This window comes from Rhodanobacter sp. IGA1.0, assembly GCF_040208325.1.
Taxonomy (GTDB): Bacteria; Pseudomonadota; Gammaproteobacteria; order Xanthomonadales; family Rhodanobacteraceae; genus Rhodanobacter; species Rhodanobacter spathiphylli.
In genome coordinates this window covers 2,321,231-2,345,925 of the sequence record NZ_CP157948.1, presented here as the reverse complement: position 1 = coordinate 2,345,925, position 24,695 = coordinate 2,321,231, and the positions used below count along the sequence as shown (strand labels likewise).

Sequence of the window (24,695 nt, the reverse complement as noted above, 5' to 3'; positions counted from 1 at the left end):
CAGGGAAACGATGGCCGCGCTGCGCAGTTGACCCGCCTGCCTCAGGCCGTTCAGCTTGCGCCCGGCCTGCCCGCGACTACAGCCGGCAGGCCGGTGCGTGGCCGCCGCTGCGAGCCTGCTGATACACCGGCAGCAGCTGCTGCGCCTGCCGGTCCAGTGCCTGCGCACGATTTCCCGGCGCAGGATGGGTGGACAGGAACGCCGGCGGCTTGCTGCCACCTTGCGCGCCCATCTTGTTCCACAGCGTCACCGCGGCGCGCGGGTCGAAACCGGCCTGCGCCATGTAGCGCTGGCCCAGCGTGTCGGCCTCGCTCTCCTGGGTGCGCGAGAACGGCAGCAGGATGCCCACCTCGGCACCGATGCCCAGCGCGGCGGCCGCATAGCCGGCATTGGTGCCGCGGGTGCCGGCGTAGATCGTGCCGGCCGCCACCGCGGCCTGGGTCGCCATGTTGTCGGACACCCGCTCCGCACCATGCCGCGCCACCACGTGTGCCAACTCATGACCCAGCACCGTGGCCAGCTGATCCTGGTTGCTGGCCAGCTTGAACATGCCCTTGTTCACGCCGATGCGGCCGCCGGGCAGGGCGAACGCGTTGGCGCTGTCGTCGTCGACGATCTGCACCTCCCACTGCTGGGTGTTCCACGGCGGCGGCAGCACCGCGATCAGCGCGCTGGACACGCAGGTGGCGTAGGCGCGCTCGCGCGGCGCGTCGACGAACTTGCCCTGCTTGCGCATGTCGTTGAACGCGGTCAGCCCCATCTGGCTCATCTGGCTGTCCGACACCATCATCAATTGCGAGCGGCCGGTGGGCGAGGTGGCGCAGCCGGCCAGCAGCGTGGCGGCCAGCGCGGCGAGCAGATGGCGGTATTTCATGCGTGATCCCCCGAGGACGGTCGTGTTCCGAGCATAACCGCAGGAAATCACGGCCGGGATCAACATCGCGTTGATGAAATGCACGAACGATCGTGCTATTTTCCGTCGCATGACCACCGCCACCCAGCCCCGCAAACGCGCCACCACCCGCGAAACCATCCTCGACCACGCCTACGCGCTGGCCCGTCGCGACGGGCTGGAAGGCCTGTCGATCGGCGGCCTGGCCGCCGATGTGGGCATGTCGAAGAGTGGCGTGTTCGCCCACTTCGGCTCGCGCGAAGAGCTGCAGCTGGCCGTGCTCGACACCGGCCGCAACCGCTTCGTGAGCCAGGTGCTGATGCCCGCCCTGAGACAGCCACGCGGCCTGCCGCGGCTGCGGGCGATCGTGGCGAACTGGTTCGCATGGGCGCGTGAGCACCAGAGCGGCTGCGTGCTGCTGTCCGCCGCCAGCGAATACGACGGTCGCGACGGCGCGCTGCACGACGGCGTGGTGCGGCAGCAATCGGGCTGGCGCGACGAGTTGCAGAAGGCGATCGCCCAGGCGGTCGAACTGGGCCACCTGCGCAGCGACACCGAGGTCGCCCAGCTCGCCTTCGAGATCTACGCCCTGATGCTCGGCCTGCACCACGACGCCGGGCTGTTCGGATTCGACGAAGCCGGCCAGTGCACCCGCGCGGCCTTCGAGCGCCTGTGGCGCAGCTGGCAAACCTGAGGCAAGCCCCATGTCCACCGTCATCGACCGTCTCAAGCTCACCACCGTGCGCACCGGCTTCGCGCTGGGCGGACGGATCGCGCCGAAGCGCACCGTGAACCGCGCCGCGCGCCTGTTCGCCACGCCGTTCGCCAGCAGCCGTGTTCGCGCCGAAGCGGTGCAGGGCGATGCGCAGATGCAGCGCGGCGAGTTGGAGGTCCGCGGCGAATCCATCGCCACCTACGTGTGGGGCGATCCCGCGACCCAGCCGTACGCACTGCTGGCGCATGGCTGGTCCAGCTTCGGCCTGCGCTTCCTGCCGTGGGTGGCAGGCTTGCGTGCGCTGGGCTTCGCCGTGGTCACGTTCGACCAGCCCGGCCACGGCCACAGCAGCGGCAAGCTGTGCACGCTGCCCGAATTCACCGCCACCATCCACGCGATCGGCGAACACTACGGCCGCGCCGCGCTGGCCGTCGGCCACTCGCTGGGCGGTGCCGCCGTCACCTTCGCCCAGGATGAGGACTGGCATGCCGATCGGCTGATCCTGGTGGCGCCCGCGGCCGACATGAAGGCCGCGGCCAGCCGCTTTTTCCGCTTCGTGCGCCTGGGCGAACACCTGCGCCAGCCGTTCTACGACTGGCTGCTGCGCCGCACCGGCGTCAGCGTCGAACAACTGCAGGTGCATCGCCGCCTGCCTGCGCTGGGCCAGCCCGCACTGATCGTGCACGACCTCGACGACGCCGACGTGCCGTGGGGCGAGGGCGAACGCTATGCCCAGTTCTGGCCCGGCGCGCGACTGTTCACCACCCAGGGCCTGGGCCATCGCCGCGTGCTCGATGCGCCGGAAGTCATCGACGCCGCGCTGGCCTTCGTGCGCGGCGAGGACGTGGGTACGCGCGTGATTGGCAGTCCCAATCTGGCGCTCTGCCTCTAGCCATTCCCGCCAGCGACTCCTTCGCCTCCAGACCATGCTCTGTTGCCGTCATTCCCGCGAAAGCGGGAATCCACCTTCGGCTTTGCGAGAAGCCAATGGATTCCCGTCTTTTGCGGGAATGACGACCGTGAGGCCCCCCGCGCACGCGTCGATGGCAAGGGTCGGTACAGCCGCATGTCCGTACGCCAAGGTACGCCGGCAATCCCGCGAGCCCGCCGTCGATCCACTAGAATCGACGGGTTCAAGCATCGATGCCGGAGTTGCCATGAGTTCCCCCGCCAAGCACGTCCCCGCCAGCGCCCCGCAGACGGAAACCACCCCGCTGCGCTTCGTCACCGCCGCCAGCCTGTTCGATGGCCACGATGCCGCCATCAACATCATGCGGCGGATCATCCAGTCGCAGGGTGCCGAAGTGATCCACCTGGGCCACAACCGCTCGGTCGAGGACGTGGTGCGCGCCGCGCTGCAGGAAGACGCCGACGCGATCGCACTGTCGTCCTACCAGGGCGGCCACGTCGAGTACTTCAAGTACATGGTCGACATGCTGCGCGAGCGCGGCGCCGGCCACGTGCGGGTGTTCGGCGGCGGCGGCGGCACCATCACGCCGGAGGAAATCCGCGAGCTGCAGGCCTACGGCGTCGAGCGCATCTACCACCCGAACGACGGCATGAAGCTGGGCCTGGTCGAAATGATCGAGGACGTGATGAACCGCACCCGTGCCGCGGTCGACCAGCGCGTCGAAACCGCCGCCAGCAAGGTCGACGTCGACGACGAAATCTCCATCGGCCACATGCTTTCCACCATCGAGGAAGGCCGCCTCGGCGACGCCGAGCTGGAACGCCTGCGCAAGGAATGGAAGCTGGCCGGCAAGCAGACCCCGGTGCTCGGCCTCACCGGCACCGGCGGCGCCGGCAAGTCGTCGGTGGTGGACGAACTGCTGCTGCGCTTCCTGCACGCCTTCCCCGAAATGCGCATCGCCGTGCTCGCGGTCGACCCCACCCGCCGCCGCTCCGGCGGCGCGCTGCTGGGCGACCGCATCCGCATGAACTCGTTGCGCAGTCATCGCGTCTACATGCGTTCGATGGCCACCCGCCGCCAGCACGCCGCCACCAGCGTGGTGCTGCACGACTGCATCGACTTCCTGAAGAGCCAGCCGTACGACCTGGTGATCGTCGAGACCGCCGGCATCGGCCAGAGCGATTCGGAGATCGTCGACCTGGTCGACTTCCCGGTCTACGTGATGACCAGCGACTACGGCGCCGCCAGCCAGCTGGAGAAGATCGACATGATCGACTTCGCCGACCTGGTGGTGCTCAACAAGTTCGACAAGCGCGGCGCCGAAGACGCGCTGCGCGACGTGCGCAAGCAGTGGAAGCGCAACCACACCGCGTTCGGCGTGAAAGATGACGACGTGCCGGTCTACCCGACCATCGCCAGCCAGTTCAACGATCCGGGCGTGACCTGGATGTTCACCAACCTGTGCCGCCTGATGCGCGAAAAGCTGCATCTGGGCGCGGCCACTTCCAAGGCAGGGCAGCCCGCTCTGGAATCCTCCCCTTCCAGGGGAGGGCAGGGTGGGGTAGCCCCAGCCGAAGCCGGATGCAGCTGGACCCCGCAACTCGACACCACCCTGAAAGAACCCCGCGCCACCGTGCTGATCCCCGGCGCCCGCGTGCGCTACCTCGCCGAGATCGCCGAGCAGGGCCGCGCGATCAACAAGGGCATCGAGACCCAGGCCGAATTCGCCAGCAAGGCGCAGCACTACTACGAGTCGCTGAAGGAACTGGGCGACGACAAGCTGCCGCGCCCGCTCGACCTGTACGGCAGCGCCGATTTGCATCCCTCTCCCTCCGGGAGAGGGACCGAGGGTGAGGGTACGGCCGGAGCGCGAGATTCCAACCTGACCCCGAACCCTCACCCCCGACCCCTCTCCCAAGGGGAGAGGGGAGAAAGCAGCGTCGACCGCAGCCTCATCACCCTGCGCCAGCGCTACAACGCGGCGCTGAAGGAACTCAGCCACGAAGCGATTCACCAGCTGCGCGAATGGCCGGCGCTGTATCAATCGGTCACCGCCGACGTCAACGAATACAAGGTGCGCGACAAGGTCATCCGCGTCGACAACTACCGCGAATCGCTGAGCCACCAGAAGATCCCGAAGGTCGCCCCGCCGAAATCCAAGGACTGGGGCGAACTCGTCACCTTCCTGGGCAAGGAAAACCTGCCCGGCCACTACCCGTACACTGGCGGCGTCTATCCGTACCGCCGCAGCGGCGAAGACCCCACCCGCATGTTCGCCGGCGAAGGCACGCCCGAGCGAACCAACCGCCGCTTCCACTACCTGAGCCAGGGCGGCGCCGCCACGCGCCTGTCCACCGCGTTCGACTCCGTCACCCTGTACGGCGAAGACCCCGCGCCGCGCCCGGACATCTACGGCAAGATCGGCAACTCCGGCGTCAACATCGCCACGCTGGACGACATGAAGAAGCTGTACTCCGGCTTCGACTTGAGCGCGCCCAGCACCTCGGTGTCGATGACCATCAACGGCCCCGCGCCGATGATCCTGGCGATGTTCATGAACACCGCCATCGATCAGAACGTGGAGAAGTACCTGAAGGAAGACGCGCAGCGCTGGGCCACCGCGCAGCAACACATCGACAAGCTCTACGCCAACACCTCGCGCCCGCGGTACCACGGCGAACTGCCCAAGGGTAACGACGGGCTGGGCCTGGGCCTGCTCGGCGTCTGCGGCGACGAGCTGGTCGACGCCGAAACCTACGCCCGCATCAAGACCGACACGCTGACCCAGGTGCGCGGCACCGTGCAGGCCGACATCCTGAAGGAAGACCAGGCGCAGAACACCTGCATCTTCTCCACCGAATTCGCGCTGCGCATGATGGGCGACATCCAGCAGTACTTCGTCGACCACAAGGTGCGCAACTTCTACTCGGTCAGCATCAGCGGTTATCACATCGCCGAAGCCGGCGCCAACCCGATCAGCCAGCTCGCCTTCACCCTGAGCAACGGCTTCACCATCGTCGAGTACTACCTCGCCCGCGGCATGAAGGTGGACGACTTCGCGCCCAACCTCAGCTTCTTCTTCTCCAACGGCATGGACCCGGAATACACCGTCATCGGCCGCGTCGCCCGCCGCATCTGGGCCCGCGCCATGCGCGAGCGCTACGGCGCCAGCGCGCGCAGCCAGATGATGAAGTACCACATCCAGACCTCGGGCCGCTCGCTGCACGCGCAGGAAATCCAGTTCAACGACATCCGCACCACGCTGCAGGCGATGTACGCGCTGTTCGACAACTGCAACTCGCTGCACACCAATGCCTATGATGAGGCGATCACCACGCCGACCGAGGAAAGCGTGCGGCGGGCGGTGGCGATCCAGATGATCATCAACAAGGAGCTCGGCCTCAACTTCAACGAGAATCCGTGGCAGGGGAGCTACGTGGTCGACACGCTGACCGACCTGGTGGAGGAAGCGGTGTACAAGGAGTTCGAGGCGATCAGCGAGCGTGGCGGCGTGCTTGGGGCGATGGACACCATGTACCAGCGCGGCAAGATCCAGGAAGAGTCGATGTATTACGAGCACAAGAAGCATGACGGGTCGTTGCCGTTGATCGGGGTCAACACGTTCTTGCCGAAGGAGCATGCTGGGGAGATTGCGACGGAGATCGAGTTGATTCGGTCGACGGAGGAGGAGAAGGGGGCGCAGATTGCCAATGTTCGGAGCTATGGGGAGGCGAGGAACTCGCTGGCTGCCGACAGTCTCAAGGTGTTGCAGGGGACGGCGCGGGAGCGTAGGAATGTGTTTGAGCAGTTGATCGAGGCGGTTAAGTACAACTCATTGGGGCAGATTTCGCATGCGCTTTATGAGGTGGGTGGGGAGTATCGGAGGAATATGTGAGCATGAATCAGAGCCCGTCAGATTTGGACGCAATTCGAGGCGAATTCGAGCCGGCCGAGCTAGTCGATGAGGAAGATACCTCTCGCTTTGACCAAGTAAAGCCATGGAATCCCGCAAAGATAAGGATTACGACCAAGAACTTCTCATTGAGGGAGGTGGTCGACCAAATTGCCCAAAAGGAAATTGATCTTGCGCCAGATTTTCAAAGGGATTACGTATGGAAGGCGAGGCAGCGCACTCGTTTGATAGAGTCGATACTCTTGGGAATACCATTACCAGCGTTTTATTTCAATCAGTCTAATGAAGGTACCTATCAGGTAGTGGACGGCGTGCAGCGCCTCTCGACAATCAGCCTCTTTATGAGAAATCAGCACGCCTTAGATAAAAGTGATCTCGAATATTTGGAACACCTTCATGGAGCCACGTTCGACTCTCTGGACCCTCCCGCATCAAGGCGCTTGCGGAGCACTCAAATTGTTGTCCACGTTATCGAGCCACAGACTCCTGACGAAGTGAAGTACGACATTTTTAGTCGTGTCAATACTTTGGGTAGCCCTTTGTCAGCGCAAGAGATTCGCCACGCGATGAGTAAAGATTTCTCGCGATCATTTCTGAAACGTCTCGCGGAATCAGAGGCTTTTGATTTAGCTACAAAAAGACACTATTGGTCTAGGAGCGTAAATGGTGGCTTCGTTAGGGATAGCGGGCGAATGACTAACCGTGAGCTTGTCCTGCGGTTTTGCGCTTTCAAAAATTACTCCGCCGAGGAGTACCGCAAGCACTCCAGTCTCGATGCTTTTCTTGTAGAGTTTACTCGCCGGTTAGACGGCGTATCGACCATGGCGCCCGTGATTAGCGAAAACGAGGTGAAAGAGTTGGAGTTGGCCTTCGAACGCGGCATGTTGAATGCCTCGGCAATTTTAGATGATGCAGCGTTTCGCCGGTGGCCTATCGGTGCGCGTCGTGGACCTATTAATAGGGCTGTTTTTGAATCCCAGGCTATCGCGTTGTCAGACTTCAAGCTGGATCAGCTGCTTCCAAATAAGCGGGAGATAGCGACGGGGTTTCGGGAATTATTTTCCGATCCGGAATATTCCAAAGCGGTTACAGTAGCAACTGGCGATCCAAAGTCGGTTGCTATGAGGCTCAGTGTCACAAAAACCGTTCTGAAGAGCATAGTAGGATGATAAATTCTGTAACTATCAACTCGTTCAAGAGATTTGCTCATCAAGAGTTTGATGTAAAGCCTTTGACAGTTCTAACGGGTTTGAATGGTGCTGGAAAAACGTCATTTGTCCAGTCACTGCTATTGATGGCAGAAGCGGTGAGGGCTAGGGGAAACACGGTTAGGTTGAATGGGCCATTTGGCTTGGAGTTGGGCACGGCAGAGGACGTTCAAAACTGGCGTTCGCAGAATATGATCGAGATGTCGCTTACTTACGATGGTGGGGTGCGGTGTAATTGGAGTTTTGGCCTTCCTAAGTCAGATGCGCTATATCTCCAAAAGGTAGCTTCTCCCCAACATTTGCCGATCTGCTTTAGTGGGCCGCCCCGAAGCTTTACTTACCTTTCGGCCGAGCGGCTCGGTCCACGCACGAGCTTTGCGACTAGCGCCGTTCCTGCGGAGGACGTCGAGGTTGGGATTAGAGGGGAAAACTGCGCTCAGTTGCTTGCAACTCTCGGAAGTGTCCCGCTCTCCGACGGAAGTAGAGTCCATCCGACCGCTAGTGAGCTATCAGGATCGCTCTTCAAGTACGAGGTTGAGCAATGGATGTCTGAGATTGTTGGGCCCATTGAGATTGATGCTACGGAACTTCCCGATCCAATGGTGTCACTTCTGAAATTTCGCCAGCCGGGCGGAGAGTGGGTCCGAGCGCCAAATATGGGATTCGGTGTGTCGTACGCGCTCCCCATAGTTGCAGGCGGATTGTCCGCGATATCAGGAGGACTATTTATTGTGGAAAATCCGGAGGCCCACTTGCATCCTGCCGGCCAGTCGACGATGGGCGTCTTTCTAGCGTGGCTTGCCAGTAAAGGTGTACAAGTAATCCTTGAAACTCACTCAGACCATGTCATTAATGGTATCCGCCTCGCTGTAGGAAAGATGAAGTACATTGCGTGCGAGGCTGTGTCGCTTCTTTTCTTTGACTCCTCCGAATCTGGACTTCCGCTGGTTCAACGTATCTCAGTTTCTGATCGCGGGACTCTCTCCGATTGGCCGGAATATTTTTTTGACCAATATCAAATAGATGTTGCTGAGTTAGGCCGTATTCGAAGGAGCAAATAGGTCTATGGCATTTGTGATAGACGGATCTGAGTGGAGTCTAGACCGTTTTGAGTCCACGGCAAATTTTTTCTGCGCTATTGAGCAGGTCATCGAACGGGCATATATCGCAGAAGATCGTCGAGAAACTGTCTGGATAGGAGATGACTTTCAAACTAGGTCGATGGATGGAGAGTTGGATCTCTGGAGTGTTGTATCTCAGCTCGGCGCATCTGGTGAACTGAGGCAAGAACTTGCGTCTTGGTTGAGCCGCGCGCCTTGTTACTTGGATACGGAATGGCCCGAGGGGATCGAAGGCGGCCTGTGGGTTGAGGTTGGCGGTGGGCCAGCTGAGGAAAATTCAGACATAGCTTGGATCCACCATTGCAACAGAATAGGACGCCCAGTTGCCTGCCTAAGTCTTTCCCGAAGCGGATGCTTCGAAACAACATCGCATTTAGGAACGGCGTCTGCGTGGTGGGTACAGTCCGAAAGTGATCACGTTGGCTTTTGGCGAAGTCAAATTGCGGACGGTGACGGCGAGCGATTAATTCAGCAATTGGCTCCTCATGCTTTTCCAGACATTTGCTTTACTCCCAATGTCTGGCGAGGCGTTAGAGGTTTTGCTGGGGGCTATGCATCAGTAAGTGAAAAGTTGCGTAAATGTTTATCGGTATTGAACGACTTCGGATCTTGGATATTTACTACACCCCCGCCTGCACTACGGCCTGAAGAGAATGTCGCAGCAACCGCGGGATCGGCGACAAGGGACATTATCCAAAGGAGATTCACTGGTTACGGTTTAACCGTGGCGCCAGAAGCAAATGAGGTTGGTTTGAAGGCTAGGTATAGAGCTCCTCGAGAGGTCGTATTGGGGTCGAGGACGTTATATTGTGAGTGGCACGAGAAGCTCGAGCCCCATCAAAATCGGGTGTACTTTCATGGCCCCGTGCCGGAGTCTGATGGAAAGATCGTTATAGGTATTTTTAGTCATCATCTCCCTTTGCCAGGGGATTGAATCGCCCCCAAATAACGGAATTAAAGGGGACGTGGCTAATTAAATGTCTTCCTGGCTGCTTGTGCGCGGTGGTCGGCCGCGCGGGCGGCACACGGCAGGGCGTCCGAGGGTGGTTTCCACCATGCGCTGGAAGCGCTCGTCACCAAGGGCGCGCTCTTGGCTGGCGTACGTACGCAGGTGCTTCAGGTCATCCGGTGCAATGCCTGCGTCCAGCCATTGTTGGTAGGCGTCGGCGCGTTCGCTTGGGTCACGTCCCATCGCGAGGTAGAGCGGGTGCGGCGTGATGAGCGGGTCGCGGGCTCGGGCCAGATGCGTGTGCACACTCGACCAACGATAGTCTTGCGGTGCCCCGACCATGGCGGCGCGCACCGGGTTGAGTTCGATGTAGCGCATGACGGTCAGCAGGTAGCGTTCACTTTGCACCAGACAGGACTTGAAGCGTCCCTGCCACAACGCACCACAGCGACTGTGCCTGAGATTGAAGGCCTGCACGTAGGACTGGCCGATCCAGCCCATGGCGTGTGACAACGTCCCGACGACATCGGGCGTAACCAGCAGATGGAAGTGGTTGTCCATAAGGACGAACGCGTGCAGTGCAATGCCATGATCGCGAAAAGCTCGGCGGAGTAGGCGCCTGAAATGGTAGCGATCGTCCGCATCGAGAAAGATCGCGCCCTTGTTGATGCCGCGCTGCGTGACATGCAACGGAACACCCTTCAGTTCGAGACGCGGCAGTCGTGGCATGGCAGTAGCTGCTGGGACACATGCTGCCACTGTGCTGCAACTGATCGGTCAGAGCTGTCGGCCGGTATGACCGCCGACGGTAGGCGTGCCCTTAATTGGCCACGTCCCTTTTTCTCCCCCCTTTTCTCCTTTTTCCTGACTCCGCTTCGCATGGTTTTCTTGCATACTCGTCGCTCAATGGACCGACGCGAAGGGAGGGGCATCATGGCTACTACGGACAAAGCGCTCTGGAGATCCGTGCGCAAAGAGGAATTTCCCGACGGGACGGTGATCGGTGATGATCCTGCTCCGGGCGTGCTCTATCCCGATTTCTATGCGCGGACACTGCCGAATGGATCGATGCGGCAGGCAGACGTGGTGCTGTATCGCGACAGTCTCGGGCAGGAATGGGTGAAATCCGCTGGCGGCACCTCGCTGTTCGACGTGAAAAGTGTGTTCAAGGGCAAGAGCTGGCTGTCCTTCGAAATTCCCGAGGGTACGGTCGTCCCGGCATCATTGGTCGTCCGCGAGACCGGCTACAACTCGCGCTTCAAGGCAAATCACTACCAGATTGAATGCGCGGCCAAATCTCTCCGTATCGACGCATTCAAGGGTGCGCTGGATAACCTGGCACGCAACGCCATCGCCCGCTCGGTAGAGCGCGCCTGATTCCGTACTCCAACGATGAGCGAAAACTATGGCTGATATTGATGGGCAGACCCTGCTGATGGCCGTGCAGGCGGTGCAAACGCAGATCCACTCTCTGGAAGCGCAAATCGACCAGGCAGGCGAGGACGATGACGTCAGTGATCAAGAGGATCTCTTGATGGGCTACATGCGAGCCGCCGCCACCCTGCGCGTTGCCTATGAAGCCGAGGAGCTGGCCAGCAGCAACCTTCCCCCGTACGACAGGTTGGTTCCTTTGCGGGGATAGGCGGGAGAAGAGAACGGGGTCACCATTTCGCCGTCTGGGTCAATAGACGCGCACTTGCCCTTCCCGGTGATCGTGAGGAGTAAGTGCCCGTCTTGCCGCTGACCACCCGCCGCTGTGTTTCATGCGGCGCGAGGATCGCGCCATATTAAAGGGGATGTGGCTAATTGAATTCACTCATGACTGCCCGCCCGCGGTGGCCGCCCACGCGGGCGACATACCGCCGGGCGTCCGAGGGTGCTTTCCAGCATGTGCTGGAAGCGCTCGTCACCAAGGGCGCGCTCCTGGCTGGCGTGCGCGCTCAGCTGCTGCAGGTCGTCGGGTGCGATGCCTGCGTTCAGGCATTGCTGATAGGCACGGGCGCGTTCGTTTGGGTGCTTCCCATCGCGAGCGCCACAAGATCGGCGGGCGCCCGTCTCGCCTGTATCGTCCTCGAACATCCCACTTCGTGGGAGCTGACCGACCGCGCATGCCAGCAAGTGAACCTGACCCGTTGGCAGACCTCGTTGGCGAGACCCCATTGGCGCGGGAAAGCGAAACCGACCCCGTGCGGTTTGACCCGATCTTCCGCCCCCATGATCAGACGCGGTTTTTCCTTGATGTGGTCGCGCTTCCTGTTCGTGCTCGTGCAAAAATCAGGCAGGACACTCCAGGGGGCGGCAGACAGTGAGAATGCTTCAATCGGGCGCTTGCGCCAATTGCGATCGCGCCATCGCCGGTCCTGACCAGAAATTCTGTCCCACCTGCGGCCAAACCACGCCCGCCCATCGCATCGATTGGCATTTCCTCGGGCATGAGCTGGAGCACAGTGTGCTGCACATGGACCGGGGCATCTTCTATTCGCTCAAGGAGCTGATGCTGCGGCCGGGCCATTTGATGCGCGACTACATCGAAGGGCGGCGCGCCAACCAGGTCAAGCCGATGTTGCTGTTGATGATCTCGGCGGCGCTGGTGGTATTGCTTGGCAAGTTTCTGCTGGGCGGCGATCTGATCGGCCCCTCCCTGCAGGCTGGCGCCGGTTATGTGGAGGGCTCCAGCGTCGGGGTTGAGGGAGGCGCAGCGGCTGCAGCGTCGGCCAAGACCGCCGTTGCGGTGAAAGACTGGATCAATGCACACCTGGCCGCATTTACGCTTCTTCTCCTGCCGTTTCAGGCCGGGGCCTTCTGGCTGGCATTCAAGGGCAGGGGGCTGAATTACCCCGAATGGCTGGTGATCTCAGCCTTCCTGACTGTGCAGACGTTCATCTTCATGGCGGCTGCCGTACTCGTCCAGAGGTGGCTGCCAAGCGCGCAAATGTGGGTCGTTCCGTTTGCCTTCTTCTATCTGGTCTTTTCACTGGTGCAGTACTTCCAGAGCTCCTCGCGCTGGAAGACCGCGCTGCGCGCCTTGCTGGGCTTCATCCTGTTCACGGTGGTCAGCTCCCTGATCTCGGCTGCCGCGGGGTTTGTATTGGTCTCCATGTCGATGCATGGCTAAAAGGGAAAACGCGCCAGGGACGACTGGCACCGACTCAAGCTCGTCATCCCCTTCATCCTGTCATCCAGGAAGATGGCGCATCGATTGGCCCCGGGCCGAAAAGTGGTCCGGTTCATTTGATCTCAGACTCTGCCCTGGTTCTGCTTTCATTTTTGCTGTTCTTCAAAGGCCGCTCCGGATAAGCGTGCCGTCCTCCAACTGCAGCATTTTCGGGTTCCAGACGACGGTGAACCGCTCAGGCGTGTCCATGAAGGCGCGTTGTTCGTCGCTCACGCGCTGATGGGGATTGGCACAGCGGATTTCCGTGCGGCTGGCCGGATCGATCCGGTCGTGTGGTCCGGTATCGACCCAGCAAAGATCCAGCGGCATGGTTGCGTCACGACTCCTTGCCTCGAGCGCCCCCTGCACGGCAACGATCGCCTTGCTGCCGAGATTGTGCAGTGACACGGTAACGACGAAGATCGTGGCCTGGTCGCTCGGCAGGGCCGACTTGATGCCGTCGATCGGCGCGACCGGCGCGACCATCTGGCGTGGCGACAGGATTTCGGTGCGCTGGACATCCGCTTCGACGATGGCACGCAGGGGCGCCATCGCTTCGTCACGCGCGGAGACCTGCTCTGCCGCCACCGCATCGCGCGCATCACGCTTGACGTCCCAGGCTTTTTCCAGGGCGATGGCTTCGGCAAAGTTGCGGGCGGTGAGTGGCTGGTCGGGGTCCGCCATCGACGGCAACAGGACATCGCCGTGGCTGCGTTTGACATAGGCTTCGACCAGGGCGCGATCCTCGGCCTTCAATCGCTGCAGCGCAGGTTCCACTGTCGATAGGTCGCTTGTTCCGAATGGCAGCGAGGTGCGTAGCGGATCGTGGCTGCGATGAACGAAGAAGGCCAGCAAGGCGATGGCACCGAAGGCACCGACGATTCGTGTAAGGCTCAACGGTTCAATCCCCTGACGTGATGTGGCAATGATAGTGAGCGCTTCATGTGCGGGAAACGGCAAGGACAGCGGGGCAGGTTCACTTGCAGCCATTTGAACCGCAGCATGGCGGTCTGTGCGCAGGCGTGCTCTTCGGGTCAACTGGAGGCATTTGCCTCTAGCGCCTTCTTCAGAAGGGCGTCATGGAGTTCGAGCCGGAAGCGCTGGCTCAGCATTGGCAGGCAAAGCCAGTAGAAGAGCATCAGTCCCGTGAACAGGATGATCTGCGTCCAGCTAGGATGCGGCGGCCATTGCATGTCCTTGAACTGGACGACGAGGGCCGCGACGACGGGCAGTGCGCCGAGCCTCTCGATGCCGCCGGTCATCAGAGGCAGCTTGGTGCGAAAGCGTTCAACCCGGTGAGTGGCGAACGAGCTCATTGTCTGGAGGCGCGTCCGTGGGAACGAGCGCAGCCACGCCACCAGGCTGTCGTGGTGCGGCAGGTCGAAGTCCAACGTTTCGGCGTACTCCCGGCGCTGGTTGGCAAAGGTGAGCGTGAGGCTTGGTAGCTGTGCCGTGATCACCACGATCAATCCGCCGATTTCGACGGCTAGCAACGCGAGCAAGACGAAAACCACCCACGGCTCATTGGCCGCAATCTTCCCAAGGAGCAAGGCCGATATGCCCGAAACAGCGACAAGCGCGTTGCCCCACCGCACACTGCGGGTAGGCATGATTTGGTAGGAAGGGTGCTCGGGCTGCGCTTCTATGCGTTCATCCAGCGAGGCGAACGTGAGTACGGACGCTTCCATGTCGATTTCTCTAAAATTGGCCTGGGCGAGGCACTCAGCATGCCACATGCTTGCGGGCACATTGGCCTGGGAATGCGCCCTGGGTATAGGTCGGGCGCGTGCAGAAAACACAGGGGCCAGGTCCATTTCATTCTGATTTTCGATTGGCTTGGGTGGCCTCTCCGCGAGGCCTCGCGCCCACCGCTCGCCAGGTCGGCGCTTCGATTTGCTGCTGAAAGCGTTCGCTGCCCCAGGCACTCCGTTGCTGGGCGTGCCGGCGAAGATCGTCGAGGTGTCCCTCGTCCATGCGCTAGTGGACAAGGGCGCGACAAGCGGCCTGCCGTGCGTCGGTAGCGCGCATTGAAGCTGCCGACATTGCGGCGACCCACGGCTTGCATCGTATGCGAAACCACACCGGCGCCTGTCGGTGCCACCCGAAGGTGGGGAGGGTGGGCCGTCAGCCTCGTGCCGCCCCGGCATCCCGCCAAGGGGCTGGACTGGAAGATGGCGCATCGGTGAGCATGAACAGCACATGCCTGCCCATCCCACGCCTTCCGAAGAGCTTCTGCAGCTGCTGCCCGACGCGGTGGTGCAGACGGACGCCCTGTGGAACATCACGTACTTGAATCCCGCCTGGCACAAGCTCACGGGCCATGCGGTGGAGGGGGCGCTCGGCCGGTCTCTGCTCGAGTTCGTGCATCCGGACGACATCGGAACCTTGAGGTCGGGCATGCCGGTGTTCCGGCTGCGTCGGGCCGACGCGGACTATCGCTGGATGCGTCTGCAGCTCCAGCCGAAGACGGACGCAGCGAGCCGGGTGATCAGCCGCCAGGGTGTTCTGATCGAGCTTACCGAGCTCACCGAGCAGGTGTTGATGGAGGTGCGCCAGCGCTTCCTGCGGTTGCTGGAAACCATCGACGGTGTGGTCTGGGAGGCCGAGCTCGGCGTGGGCAACACGTTCCTGAGCCCGCAGGTCGAGCGCCTTTTTGGCTACTCGGTGGAAGAGTGGCGGTCCGACCCGGGTTTCTGGCGGGCGCATGTGCATCCTGATGACTTGCCGGCAGCACTGGCCATTGACGATGCCGCGTACCACGCGACGCACAGTTATGCGTATGAGATGAGTTACCGGCTGATGGCCAAGTCCGGCGAGGTCATCTGGGTACGCGACCTGTGCCGCGTGGATGTCGACCCCGATCGCCCGACGCGCATGATCGGCCTGATGATCGACGTGACCCGGCAAAAAAGTACCGAGCTGGAGCTGGTGCAATCGGACAACCGCTATGCCCTCGCCACCCGCGGCTCCAATGACGGCATCTGGGATTGGAACCTGCAGACGGGCGTGCTGCATGTGTCCCAGCGCTTCCGCGAGATCGTCGGGCTGAGCGACACCGGCAGCCTGCATGACGACGGCTGGCACTTTCTGCAACAGCTGATTGATCCCGATGACCATGAGCGCGTGCAGACGGCGTACCGCCGGCACCTGTCCGGCCACCGCCCGAACTTTTCAGTGGACTTTCGCGCGCGGCACGGATCGGGGCGATTGGTGTGGCTCAATTGGCGCGGGGTCGCCCAATTCGAGGACGGCATGGCCGTGCGGATGGCCGGGTCACTGAGCGATCTGGCGGAACGGGGCAGCTCGTACGACGCCCTGACCAACCTGCCTGGCCGGCCGTTGTTCCGCGATCGCCTCGAGCACGCCATCGCGCTGCATCAGGACAGTGTTTCGAAGGCTGCTGACGCACTGCCCCGGGGCGACACCACCATGTTTGCCGTGCTGCTGCTGGACCTCGATCAGTTCAAGGCAGTCAACGACACGCTGGGACACCATGTGGGTGACCAACTGCTGCAGCAGGTGGCACGCCGGCTCGAGTCCTGCGTGCGTGCGGTTGATCTGGTCGCCCGCATGAGTGGCGATGAGTTCAACGTACTGCTTGAGTCTGTCGATCATGCCGGGGCAGCCGAGCGGGCCCGACAGATGGCCGCCGCCCTCGCGGCGCCCTATCGGATCGGCCCGCACGCCGTGACCTGCAGTGCAAGCATCGGGGTGGTCAGCAGCCAGGCCGGCTTCGCCACCACCGATGGCTACCTGCGCGCGGCGGACGCCGCCATGTACCAGGCCAAGAGCCATGGATTGGGCGTGTGCGTCTTTTCGGAAGAAGGCGACCCGGGGAAAGGCACCGGGTTCACCTGATCGTGCACGGGGTCTGACGCGAACTCACGACGAGCGGCCTGTCGCACTCCGGCCTGCCTTCGGGCTCTACCTGAGCGGCGGCGTCCATGCACGGCGCGCCTGCTCTTTGGCGTTCTCGGTGATGTTGTCGCCATGCGACAGCACGATGCTGTCGAAATCCCAGGCCAGGATTTTTTCCAGCGAAGAACGTGCCGCCACCTTGTCGCTCCAGCCGAGCCGGTACTCGGGGGCAGGGCGGGGCCTGTTCCACATGCCAAACAGCTTGAACCAGGCTTTCACCTGCCAGCTGACGTCGGCGGTCCTGTCCGTGAAGTTTTCGATGGCGTCCACCAGCAGCAGGGTCTTGCTTGGCCTGTGCAGCATGGCCACTTCCCACATGAAGCGGCAGCCGCGGATGAGCACCTGGTCCATCGTGCCGCCCCATTCCGTCGGCGGTCGGTCCCCCAGCATCCAGTCGAAACGCAGGCCTGGAACCTTCCGTTCAACACCGGGGCAAAGATAGGTCCGGGCCGCAGGAAAACGGGCCTGCGCCTTCGCCACGTACATGTGGTGAAACGATCCCGGGGCAACGATGCTGCTGACCGGGCCCAGCCGTGCAATCGCGTTCGCGGTCGCGTCATCCATGTCGCAGGGCGAGTGCAGCATCAGGGCGCCGCCTGTCAGGCGGAGGACGCTCATACGAGCATTGAAACGGCACCCGGCGTAGTTGACGGGATAATCGAGCAGCCAGATCTGGTCCGGAATGAATTCAGTCAACTGCATGGGCATCGTCAACCGTTGCGCAGACAGGCTGCAGGTTGCAGGGACCGAACCCCCAACGTGCCGGGGACATTCGCGCGCCCGCAGCGACGCCGGCTGTCGACAGCAGGAGCTGCTCGAAGCCGGAGTCGCGGGAAAATGTACCCGGAAATGGCGTCGGGGAAAAACGCCGGTGAAGGGCGCGGCCCGCTGGACTGCCCGGACCGCGTCAGTGCGAGTCCGGCGGCACGGCCCGCAGCAGCTGGTGTAGTGCCGGATTCCACAGTGCCCAGTTGTGATGCCCGGGCAGCATGCGCACGTGGTCGGCCGGCAACTGCGGACTCATCAGTTCGATGCCCCCACGGAAGCGTTCGTTCGCGCCGTAGGCCAGCCACACCGTCTGCGTGCGGGCGGGAACTCGTGCCCATTGCTTGAGATGGCGCCATAGTTCGCGCTGGAACGTGCGCGGCCCCATCGGCTGCACCGGCCCCGGGTTCCATGCGGACAGCCCCCCGGCGGCGCGGATCTCCTGCTGGATCGCGTGGTCTCCCAGGTACGGCGACAGCAGCAGCATGCCGTCGAGCTGGCCGGGATAGGCCTGGTCGTACAGCAGCGCACCCAGGCCGCCCAGCGAGATGCCGGCCACCCAGACCTGGCGGTAGCCCTGCAACTTCAGTGGCGCGATCACTTCGTCGTGCAGGCGGCGCGCGGCCACGCCGCTGGTGTAGTAGGGCAGGGTGAGGCCGGTGAGGATGACATCGGCGTCGGGCCATTCGCTCTGGATGATCTGCGCCGCGCCCCGTCGTTGCAGGCCGGCAAGGTCGTCGCCGCGGCCGGGCAGCATCACCACCACGCGCCGCTCGTGCGCAGGCAGGACTTGCCCCGAGGCCTCAACCCACGTGGTGGGCACCGGGCGGGTGGCATCGCCCCGCGCGGAGCAGGCGGCCAGCGCGACCGGCGCCAGCAACAGCAGGATGTTTCGCAACCAGCGAGGCATGGGCGTGGTCCTGGGAAATCGTCGGCGCGGCGCCGACGGCAGGGTTGATCTTAGGCCATCGGATGCCTGTGCCGGGCGACACGTCCTGCCAGCGCTTCGCCAGCGGGACGAGGCCGCCGCCGGGCCCGCGCCGGCAGCGATTTTTCCGCTCGACCGAAGCGCACGCCAGGGCGTCGCTCAGCGCTGCACGCGGGCACCCTCGCGGGTGCGCCAGTACGAGCCGATGAACAGGGCGGCGAACAGCAGGTCGATGCCGCCGGCGCCCAGCATCAGCAACGACAACCTGTGCTGCAGATACAGCGCCAGCGCGGCGATGCCGAAAGCCAGCTTCTCCAGCGTCGCCGGCAACATCATGGTCCGATGGCGCAGCGGGTCACGCGCGATCAACACGAACGCCCACTGCCAGGCCAGCGCGACGCCGATGAAGCCGTAGTAGTACTCCGCATGCGTGATCGCCGGCGGCTGCATGCGCGCCACCATCGATTCCTGGAAGTACATCGGCAACAGCGCCAGCACGCCGTAAACGGCGGCCAGCATGAATACCCGGCGCGAAAATTTCATGTCCATCTCCCGATGATTGACTGCCGGCAAAGTTCGCCGGTGCGTGGCACCAAAAATAGTTCGGCTTCACTTGCCTCCGCCGGCATTGTCGCGGAGAGGGCGATGGTGCATCAGCCCGTCGGGCTGACCCCGTGCCCTGGTCCGGTGCGGTATCGATTTGACCGACGGTCGCCTGCATGGGCGATCCGGCGTGGACATATTGGCCGATCACCCGCGCGGTAACGCCCAGGCTCCGCGCGCGATACCAGCCAGCGGCGGAGCGTGCAGCTCTTCCAACAGTGCTTTGTCGACCGGCGAGGGCGCACGGCGGGTCAAGACCGATTCGTTCCTTCCATTCCTGTGGCCCGTTCTTCTTGTCGCGCGGCTGCGGCTGCGGCCGCAGGCTGTCAGCCCCGGCACGCCAGGGCGCGATGGTCCATCACCCTGCGCCACAACGGCGGCAGTAGCGCCAGCACGAACATGCTGGCGTAACCGGCTGGCAGCTGGGGGCTGTCCGGATGGTGCAGCAGCGCCTGGTAGCGCCGCCGGGCCTGGGCGTGGTGGTCGGAGTGCCGCTGCAGGTTGAACAACAGCCAGTTGGTATAGCGTTGCGGCGCATTCCACGAATGGCGGTGGGTCACGCGTTCGTAGCGGCCCGGCGCAAGCTCGCGTCGCGACAAGCCGTAGTGCTCGACGTAGTTGATCACCTCCAGCGTGGCTGCAGCGATCACGCCCTGGGCCAGGAAGAACCCCACGGCGGCCCAGCCGCCCCACGCGGCGGAAGCCGCCAGCAACACCAGCCACAGCAGGCTCCAGCGGGCCATCTCGTTGTGCGCCGACCATGGCGACTGGCCGCGTCCGCGCAACCGCGTGGCCTCGAGGCGCCAGGCATTGCGCACGTTCAGCCACAGCGCCCGCGGCACGAACGCATACACCGATTCGCCCAGCCGCGCCGAGGAGGAATCGAGCGGTGTCGCCACGTGCACGTGATGGCCGCGGACATGCTCCACCTTGAAACCCTGGTAGCCCACGCTGGTCAGCAGGATGCCGCCGAGCAACGGCTCCAGGCGTCCGGGTTTGTGGATCAGCTCGTGCGCCGGGTTGATCGCCAGCACGCCGCCGGTCACGCCGGTGGAGACCACCCAGCCGAGCCGGCCGCCGATGCCCATGGGCAGATGCAGGAACTGCCAGGTGCACCACGTCAGGGTGCCCAGCCAAAGCGGCAGCACAAGCATGGTGAGGATACGGAAGTAGCGGCGGTGCTCCAGTTGCGTGGCCTCGTCCGCGGTGACCCAGTTGCGGTAGTCGTCGCCACACAGCGCGTCGATCACCGGCACCACTCCGAAGATGAAGAACAGCGGGAACCACGCCGCCAGTTCCGGCGACACGCCCCCGCGCACGAGCGCGACCGCACTCCACGGCAGCAGGGCGGTGGAGAAGGCCAGCAGGAACCCGGCATCTTTTGCACGCATGGGCCCAGTCTACCGATACGCGCCTGGACGGCAACGGCTCCCGCGCAGCGGCAGGGGGCGACGACATCGGTCGGCCGCGCCGACGAACCGGCTGGGACGTGCGTCCGTCGATCGCTGCGCAACCGGTGCCGATCACCGTCATCCAGGGCGACAGCGACTGTCTCGATCCGTCGGCCCACTTGTGGTCCGCCCTGGCCAAGGCGGGAAAGATCCGCCTTCGCGTCATCCGTGATGCCGGGCACTGCGCCTGGATCGACCAGCCGCAGGCGTTCGCCGAGGCGCTGCGCGATGGTTTGGACGGCCATTGATGAGAGTACGATCGACGAGACTGGTCGTGCTGCGGCGGAGCGATCGTGCCGCCTCGCCAGCCCCGGCAGGGGATCTCGATCGCTGCGAAAGGGAGTGAGGATGAACGATCTTTTTCCAGAATCACTGCAGCCGGAAGCCATCGGCTTTGGCGCCATTCGTGACGTCGCGCCCGTGTTCTTCGCGCTCTATCCATCCGCCGACGATCTGCCACGAGTGCTTGCGTGGCGGCAGAAGGCATGTCGCCAGCAGGGTGTTCCACCGGTCACGCTGCGCCCGGACGATATATTGCACGTCAGTGTTGCGGAGGCCGGCGTGCCCCGGCGGCTGCGAGAGCCGCTGGAAGTGGCCCTGGGTCTGGCCGCGGAGGGCTTTTCGTACCGGCCATTCGAGCTCACCCTTGATGTGCTGGTGGGCGGCTTTGGGCGCGACGGCCGTGCACTCGTGGCGCTGGCGGATGCATCCAGCACGAACAGCGTAAACGGCTTGCGCGTCGCGCTGGCCGATGCACAAAAGCCGTTCGGTCTTTCCGCCAGCCGGGGAACCATCGTCCCGCGCCTCACCCTGGGCTATGGCGACGGCTTGCCGGCCGAACGCCGGTCGATCGAACCCGTCAGCTTCCACGTCGAAGCGGTCGATCTCGTTGCCAGCAACGTGGGCAAGTCGGAGCATCTGCATCTGGCCCGTTGGGTTCTGCAGTAACGCGGTCCCTGACGTTTGGCGTCGTGTGACGGGTTCGGATCCTTGTCGTTGATCCTGATCGACCGCGGCGTGCCTTTTGCTCGATACTCCTGCACGGGCTGTACCGCCGTTTCGTGATTTTCGACCATCGAAAGGATTTCCATGGCTTACTCAATGAACCAGGTGGCCCTGTACCTCAACCTCGCTGCCGCACGGGTCAAGGCGGATGGCGACCTGCGTTATCTGATGGGGCCGGGGGCACCGAAGATCAGTGGCGGCGGCAATCTGCAGGAGACGCAGATACTCTTCGTGCGCGATGCGCTGTGGGTCGCCAACAACGACGATGCCGATACCGTGTTGCAGAAAGCCATACTCGATAAGCTGCTGATCGGGACGCCGGAAGCACTCGTCGAGCATGTCGAGGCCTGCCAGACACGCGTCTTCAAACGCATGAAGCTCGGCGCGAAGGAGATTTTCGTGCCGCCGGGTTCACCCGCGGAAATTCTGCTCGCCGAACTTGCCGGCCTCGACGATGCCGGGGGCAAGCGTGACCTGGCCTATCCGCTTGCCCTCGGCGCCTTGCCAGTTGCCGGCAAGAAGCCCGTCGGTTACGCGTTGCAGCCACCGGGCACGGGTACGGCGCCAGCTGTCTCGGGCATCGTTTTTGTCACTGGCAACTACGAAGGTACTGTGGGTTCGGGGGATAACGAGCATGCTGAGCAGAAGCTGCTCGCGGCCTTGAGTCGGGTACCCGACAGTGTGCGCGGCACATTGGCGCTGTATGGTTGCAAGCGGCAATGCAGCGTTTGCAAAAGCGTGTTCGACAAGGCGATCCCGAAAGTCGCGTCGTCTTATCGCTACCTCAATTGCCGCGCCCACGACGACCCCGCGATCGAGAATTACCAGGCGCAGGCGCATCCCTCGGGGATCAAGGCGCTGGATGTCGATCGATACTTTCCGGCGTAGTGCTCGCGGGCTTCAATAGCGACGCCGACCTGAAGGGACATGGCCAATGAAAGTTGCTCGCCACCGCCTGTTCGTGGTGGCGAGCTCCAGTGGCTCCCGGTACTTCCGGCACACTCCCTCGGCCCGCCGTCAGGTCCAGCATTCCGCGCACCGACCACCACGATCCTCTGCGGGGGAGAGACGTCATGCCGACCATGGACCGCCGACAGTTCCTGAAGCTTTCCGCCACGCTGGGCGCGGCGCTGGCCCTGGGTTGCACGCCGTTGCGTCCTTCGTCGAGCGGCTGGCGCGAGCGGCGGGAGGTGTATCCGCAAGGCGTCGCCTCCGGCGATCCGGATGACAACAGCGTTCTGCTGTGGACGCGGCGCCCGTATGCGGATGGGCGCACCAGCGCCACGTTGCGGGTCGAGGTGGCGCAAGACACGGACTTCACGAAGGTGATCGCGACCACGGTGGCGCGGGTGTCGGCCGCATCCGACTGGACCTGCCGGGTGCTGGTTGGCCAGCTGCCGTCGGCCCGCGAATACTGGTATCGCTTCTTGGACGAGGAGGGCAACGGCAGCCGCATCGGCCGTACGATCACGGCCCCCGCGCCCGACGATGCACGGCCGGCGCGCTTCGCCTTCGTCAGTTGCCAGGACGTCTGCGAGGGCGCGCTGAATGCCTACCGGCGCATGATCTTCGAAGACGAGCGCGCCGCGCCCGAGGACCGCATCGGTTTCGTGCTGCACCTGGGCGACTTCGTCTACGAGGTCGTGCAATACCCCGACCAGGTCAGGAACGGCCATCGCTACGACCGCCGCATCACGTTCCCGGTGCACTACCCGACAGGCAAGACGGTCGCCAACAACCGTTACTGGGTGCCGGCCTCGCTGGAGGATTACCGCGCCCTCTACCACGGCTACCTGCAGGACCCGGACCTGCAGGATGCGCGTGCGCGCTGGCCGTTCGTGGCGGTGTGGGACAACCACGAATTCTCCTGGCAGGGTTGGCAGTCGATCCAGGAGTTCCCAGGCACGGAAGGCTGGGTGCCCGCGCAGACACTCAAGGTCGCCGCCAACCAGGCCTGGTTCGAATACCAGCCCGCGCGGGTTGCGGCGCCGGGCGCCAGCCTGGACAGCTTCGCCGCGCCGCACGTCGTCGATACCCCGGTTACCGAGTTCGACGACGACGGACTGGGGCGCGAAGCCAACAACCTCGCTGCCATCAACAGCCTGATCGTATACCGCGCCCTGCGCTGGGGCCGGCACATCGACCTGATCCTCACCGACCAGCACAGCTTCCGCTCGCGCGACCCGGGGTCGCGCGACGAAATCAACCCGCTGTTCGAAGGCGACCAGCTGGGCTGGGTGCCGGAGGAACTGGCGATGCAGCTCGACGGCGGCCGCGACTACGCCGACGGCCATCCGCCCGCGGAGCTGTCCTTCCGCGGCAAGCGCGTGGCCAACTACCGCGTCCATGAGTCCGCGCAAACCCTGTTGGGCGCGAAGCAGAAGGCCTGGTTCCTCGATCGCCTGCGCGGCGCGCAAGCCACCTGGAAGATCTGGGGCAATTCGCTGGGCACGCCCGACTGGCGCGTGGACCCGCAGCACCTTCCGCCCGCACTCGGCGCGTGGTCCGGCGAAGGTTATGCCGTGATGGCCACCAGCGACTGGGGCGGCGCGTACCACGAACGCGCGGAGATCTTCGATGCCGTGCGCGACTCCGGCATCACTGGCTTCGCCATCGTCTCCGGCGACCGCCACAGCTTCTGGGCCGGCTACGCGGCCAAGGCCCTGCCGCCCGCCGCGTTCGAGCCGGTGGGCGTCACCTTCGTGGGCGGTTCGCTGATTTCACCGGGGATGCTCGAAGCCTCCGAGCACAACCTGAAAAAGGACGATCCGCTGCGTCCGTTGTATGTCGCCAATCCGGGCAACGGACCCACGCAGGCCACCGTCAACCTGCTGATGCATCACGGCGTGCGCTCGGCGCTGGAGTTCGCCAGGAGCGGCGACCTCAAGAAGGCGCACGCCGTCAGCAATCCCGAGCTGGCCCCGCACCTCGCCTTCGTCGACATGGGCGGCCACGGCTACGCGACCATCCGCGTCGACGCCAGCACGATGGCCACCGACTTCGTCTGCATCCCGCGCCCGATCCAGCGCAACCCGAACCCGGACGGCGGGCCGCTGCGCTATCGCATCCGCCACGAAGTGCCGTTGTGGCAGGCCGGCGAGCGTCCGCGGATGCGGCAGACGGTGGTGGAGGGCGATCCGGGCCTGGCGGTGTGAAAGTCCGC

At 63.4% G+C, this 24,695-nt stretch carries 20 protein-coding genes and 2 pseudogenes; 14 read left to right on the top strand and 8 right to left on the bottom strand.

Annotated features, from left to right (window positions below):
* Positions 1-76 precede the first annotated feature (76 nt).
* A complete protein-coding gene (locus tag ABNK63_RS10625) occupies positions 77-874 on the bottom strand; it encodes a M48 family metallopeptidase (protein WP_350015595.1) in 798 nt (265 codons plus the stop codon).
* A gap of 109 nt (positions 875-983) precedes the next feature.
* Here ABNK63_RS10625 and ABNK63_RS10620 point away from each other — a divergent pair, with 109 nt between their 5' ends.
* The 6 genes and pseudogenes from ABNK63_RS10620 (at position 984) to ABNK63_RS10595 (ending at position 8,699) form a co-directional block, all read left to right on the top strand.
* Complete coding sequence (locus ABNK63_RS10620; protein WP_350015594.1) at positions 984-1,586, top strand: TetR/AcrR family transcriptional regulator; 603 nt, start codon at positions 984-986, stop codon at positions 1,584-1,586.
* Positions 1,587-1,596: 10 nt separating this feature from the next.
* On the top strand, positions 1,597-2,499 hold the full coding sequence (locus ABNK63_RS10615) for an alpha/beta fold hydrolase (RefSeq protein WP_350015593.1): 903 nt from the start codon (positions 1,597-1,599) through the stop codon (positions 2,497-2,499).
* Between the two features lie 265 nt (positions 2,500-2,764).
* On the top strand, positions 2,765-6,412 hold the full coding sequence (locus ABNK63_RS10610; RefSeq protein ID WP_350015592.1) for a methylmalonyl-CoA mutase family protein: 3,648 nt from the start codon (positions 2,765-2,767) through the stop codon (positions 6,410-6,412).
* Positions 6,413-6,414: 2 nt separating this feature from the next.
* Entirely contained in the window at positions 6,415-7,599 is a 1,185-nt protein-coding gene (locus ABNK63_RS10605) for a DUF262 domain-containing protein (protein ID WP_350015591.1), read from the top strand.
* Positions 7,596-7,823: pseudogene (locus ABNK63_RS10600) on the top strand (AAA family ATPase); the annotation flags it as partial. The gene ABNK63_RS10605 and the pseudogene ABNK63_RS10600, both read left to right, overlap by 4 nt.
* A gap of 360 nt (positions 7,824-8,183) precedes the next feature.
* The gene (locus tag ABNK63_RS10595) at positions 8,184-8,699 is read left to right on the top strand and encodes a DUF3696 domain-containing protein (protein ID WP_350017212.1); all 516 of its coding nucleotides are present in this window, start codon (positions 8,184-8,186) and stop codon (positions 8,697-8,699) included.
* Between the two features lie 1,033 nt (positions 8,700-9,732).
* Here ABNK63_RS10595 and ABNK63_RS10590 read toward each other — a convergent pair.
* Complete coding sequence (locus ABNK63_RS10590; RefSeq protein WP_350015590.1) at positions 9,733-10,437, bottom strand: transposase; 705 nt, start codon at positions 10,435-10,437, stop codon at positions 9,733-9,735.
* Between the two features lie 204 nt (positions 10,438-10,641).
* Here ABNK63_RS10590 and ABNK63_RS10585 point away from each other — a divergent pair, with 204 nt between their 5' ends.
* The 3 genes from ABNK63_RS10585 to ABNK63_RS10575 all read left to right on the top strand — a co-directional run bounded on the left by ABNK63_RS10585 (position 10,642) and on the right by ABNK63_RS10575 (position 12,823).
* Positions 10,642-11,085 carry a hypothetical protein gene (locus ABNK63_RS10585; RefSeq protein ID WP_350015589.1) on the top strand — a complete coding sequence of 148 codons (444 nt, stop codon included), beginning with the start codon at positions 10,642-10,644 and terminating at the stop codon, positions 11,083-11,085.
* 28 nt (positions 11,086-11,113) lie between these two features.
* Positions 11,114-11,350 carry a hypothetical protein gene (locus ABNK63_RS10580; RefSeq protein ID WP_350015588.1) on the top strand — a complete coding sequence of 79 codons (237 nt, stop codon included), beginning with the start codon at positions 11,114-11,116 and terminating at the stop codon, positions 11,348-11,350.
* A 669-nt stretch (positions 11,351-12,019) separates the two neighbouring features.
* The gene (locus tag ABNK63_RS10575; RefSeq protein WP_350015587.1) at positions 12,020-12,823 is read left to right on the top strand and encodes a DUF3667 domain-containing protein; all 804 of its coding nucleotides are present in this window, start codon (positions 12,020-12,022) and stop codon (positions 12,821-12,823) included.
* A gap of 162 nt (positions 12,824-12,985) precedes the next feature.
* Here ABNK63_RS10575 and ABNK63_RS10570 read toward each other — a convergent pair whose 3' ends face one another.
* Positions 12,986-13,759, bottom strand: coding sequence for a hypothetical protein (locus ABNK63_RS10570; protein WP_350015586.1), 774 nt, complete (start codon positions 13,757-13,759; stop codon positions 12,986-12,988).
* Between the two features lie 137 nt (positions 13,760-13,896).
* The gene (locus tag ABNK63_RS10565) at positions 13,897-14,550 is read right to left on the bottom strand and encodes a hypothetical protein (protein WP_350015585.1); all 654 of its coding nucleotides are present in this window, start codon (positions 14,548-14,550) and stop codon (positions 13,897-13,899) included.
* Between the two features lie 511 nt (positions 14,551-15,061).
* Between ABNK63_RS10565 and ABNK63_RS10560 the strand changes: the two genes are divergently transcribed.
* Positions 15,062-16,720 (top strand): sensor domain-containing diguanylate cyclase, encoded by a 1,659-nt coding sequence (locus ABNK63_RS10560; RefSeq protein WP_007806035.1) that lies wholly within the window; start codon positions 15,062-15,064, stop codon positions 16,718-16,720.
* 66 nt (positions 16,721-16,786) lie between these two features.
* On the opposite strand, the gene ABNK63_RS10555 is transcribed toward ABNK63_RS10560, so the two are convergent.
* From ABNK63_RS10555 to ABNK63_RS10540, 4 genes are all read right to left on the bottom strand, one after another.
* Positions 16,787-17,482, bottom strand: coding sequence for a DUF4336 domain-containing protein (locus tag ABNK63_RS10555; protein ID WP_350015584.1), 696 nt, complete (start codon positions 17,480-17,482; stop codon positions 16,787-16,789).
* Positions 17,483-17,687: 205 nt separating this feature from the next.
* Positions 17,688-18,455 (bottom strand): alpha/beta hydrolase-fold protein, encoded by a 768-nt coding sequence (locus ABNK63_RS10550; RefSeq protein ID WP_350015583.1) that lies wholly within the window; start codon positions 18,453-18,455, stop codon positions 17,688-17,690.
* 177 nt (positions 18,456-18,632) lie between these two features.
* On the bottom strand, positions 18,633-19,016 hold the full coding sequence (locus ABNK63_RS10545; RefSeq protein ID WP_007806029.1) for a hypothetical protein: 384 nt from the start codon (positions 19,014-19,016) through the stop codon (positions 18,633-18,635).
* Positions 19,017-19,402: 386 nt separating this feature from the next.
* Positions 19,403-20,467, bottom strand: a complete 1,065-nt coding sequence (locus tag ABNK63_RS10540; RefSeq protein ID WP_350015582.1) for an alkane 1-monooxygenase — start codon at positions 20,465-20,467, stop codon at positions 19,403-19,405.
* Here ABNK63_RS10540 and ABNK63_RS10535 point away from each other — a divergent pair.
* The 4 genes and pseudogenes from ABNK63_RS10535 to ABNK63_RS10520 form a co-directional block, all read left to right on the top strand.
* A pseudogene (locus ABNK63_RS10535) lies at positions 20,440-20,775 on the top strand (alpha/beta hydrolase); the annotation flags it as partial. The gene ABNK63_RS10540 and the pseudogene ABNK63_RS10535 overlap by 28 nt on opposite strands.
* Positions 20,776-20,875: 100 nt before the next feature.
* Positions 20,876-21,475, top strand: coding sequence for a 2'-5' RNA ligase family protein (locus ABNK63_RS10530; RefSeq protein ID WP_350015581.1), 600 nt, complete (start codon positions 20,876-20,878; stop codon positions 21,473-21,475).
* A gap of 141 nt (positions 21,476-21,616) precedes the next feature.
* Complete coding sequence (locus ABNK63_RS10525) at positions 21,617-22,420, top strand: hypothetical protein (RefSeq protein ID WP_350015580.1); 804 nt, start codon at positions 21,617-21,619, stop codon at positions 22,418-22,420.
* A gap of 185 nt (positions 22,421-22,605) precedes the next feature.
* Positions 22,606-24,687 carry an alkaline phosphatase D family protein gene (locus ABNK63_RS10520; protein ID WP_350015579.1) on the top strand — a complete coding sequence of 694 codons (2,082 nt, stop codon included), beginning with the start codon at positions 22,606-22,608 and terminating at the stop codon, positions 24,685-24,687.
* Positions 24,688-24,695 lie beyond the last annotated feature (8 nt).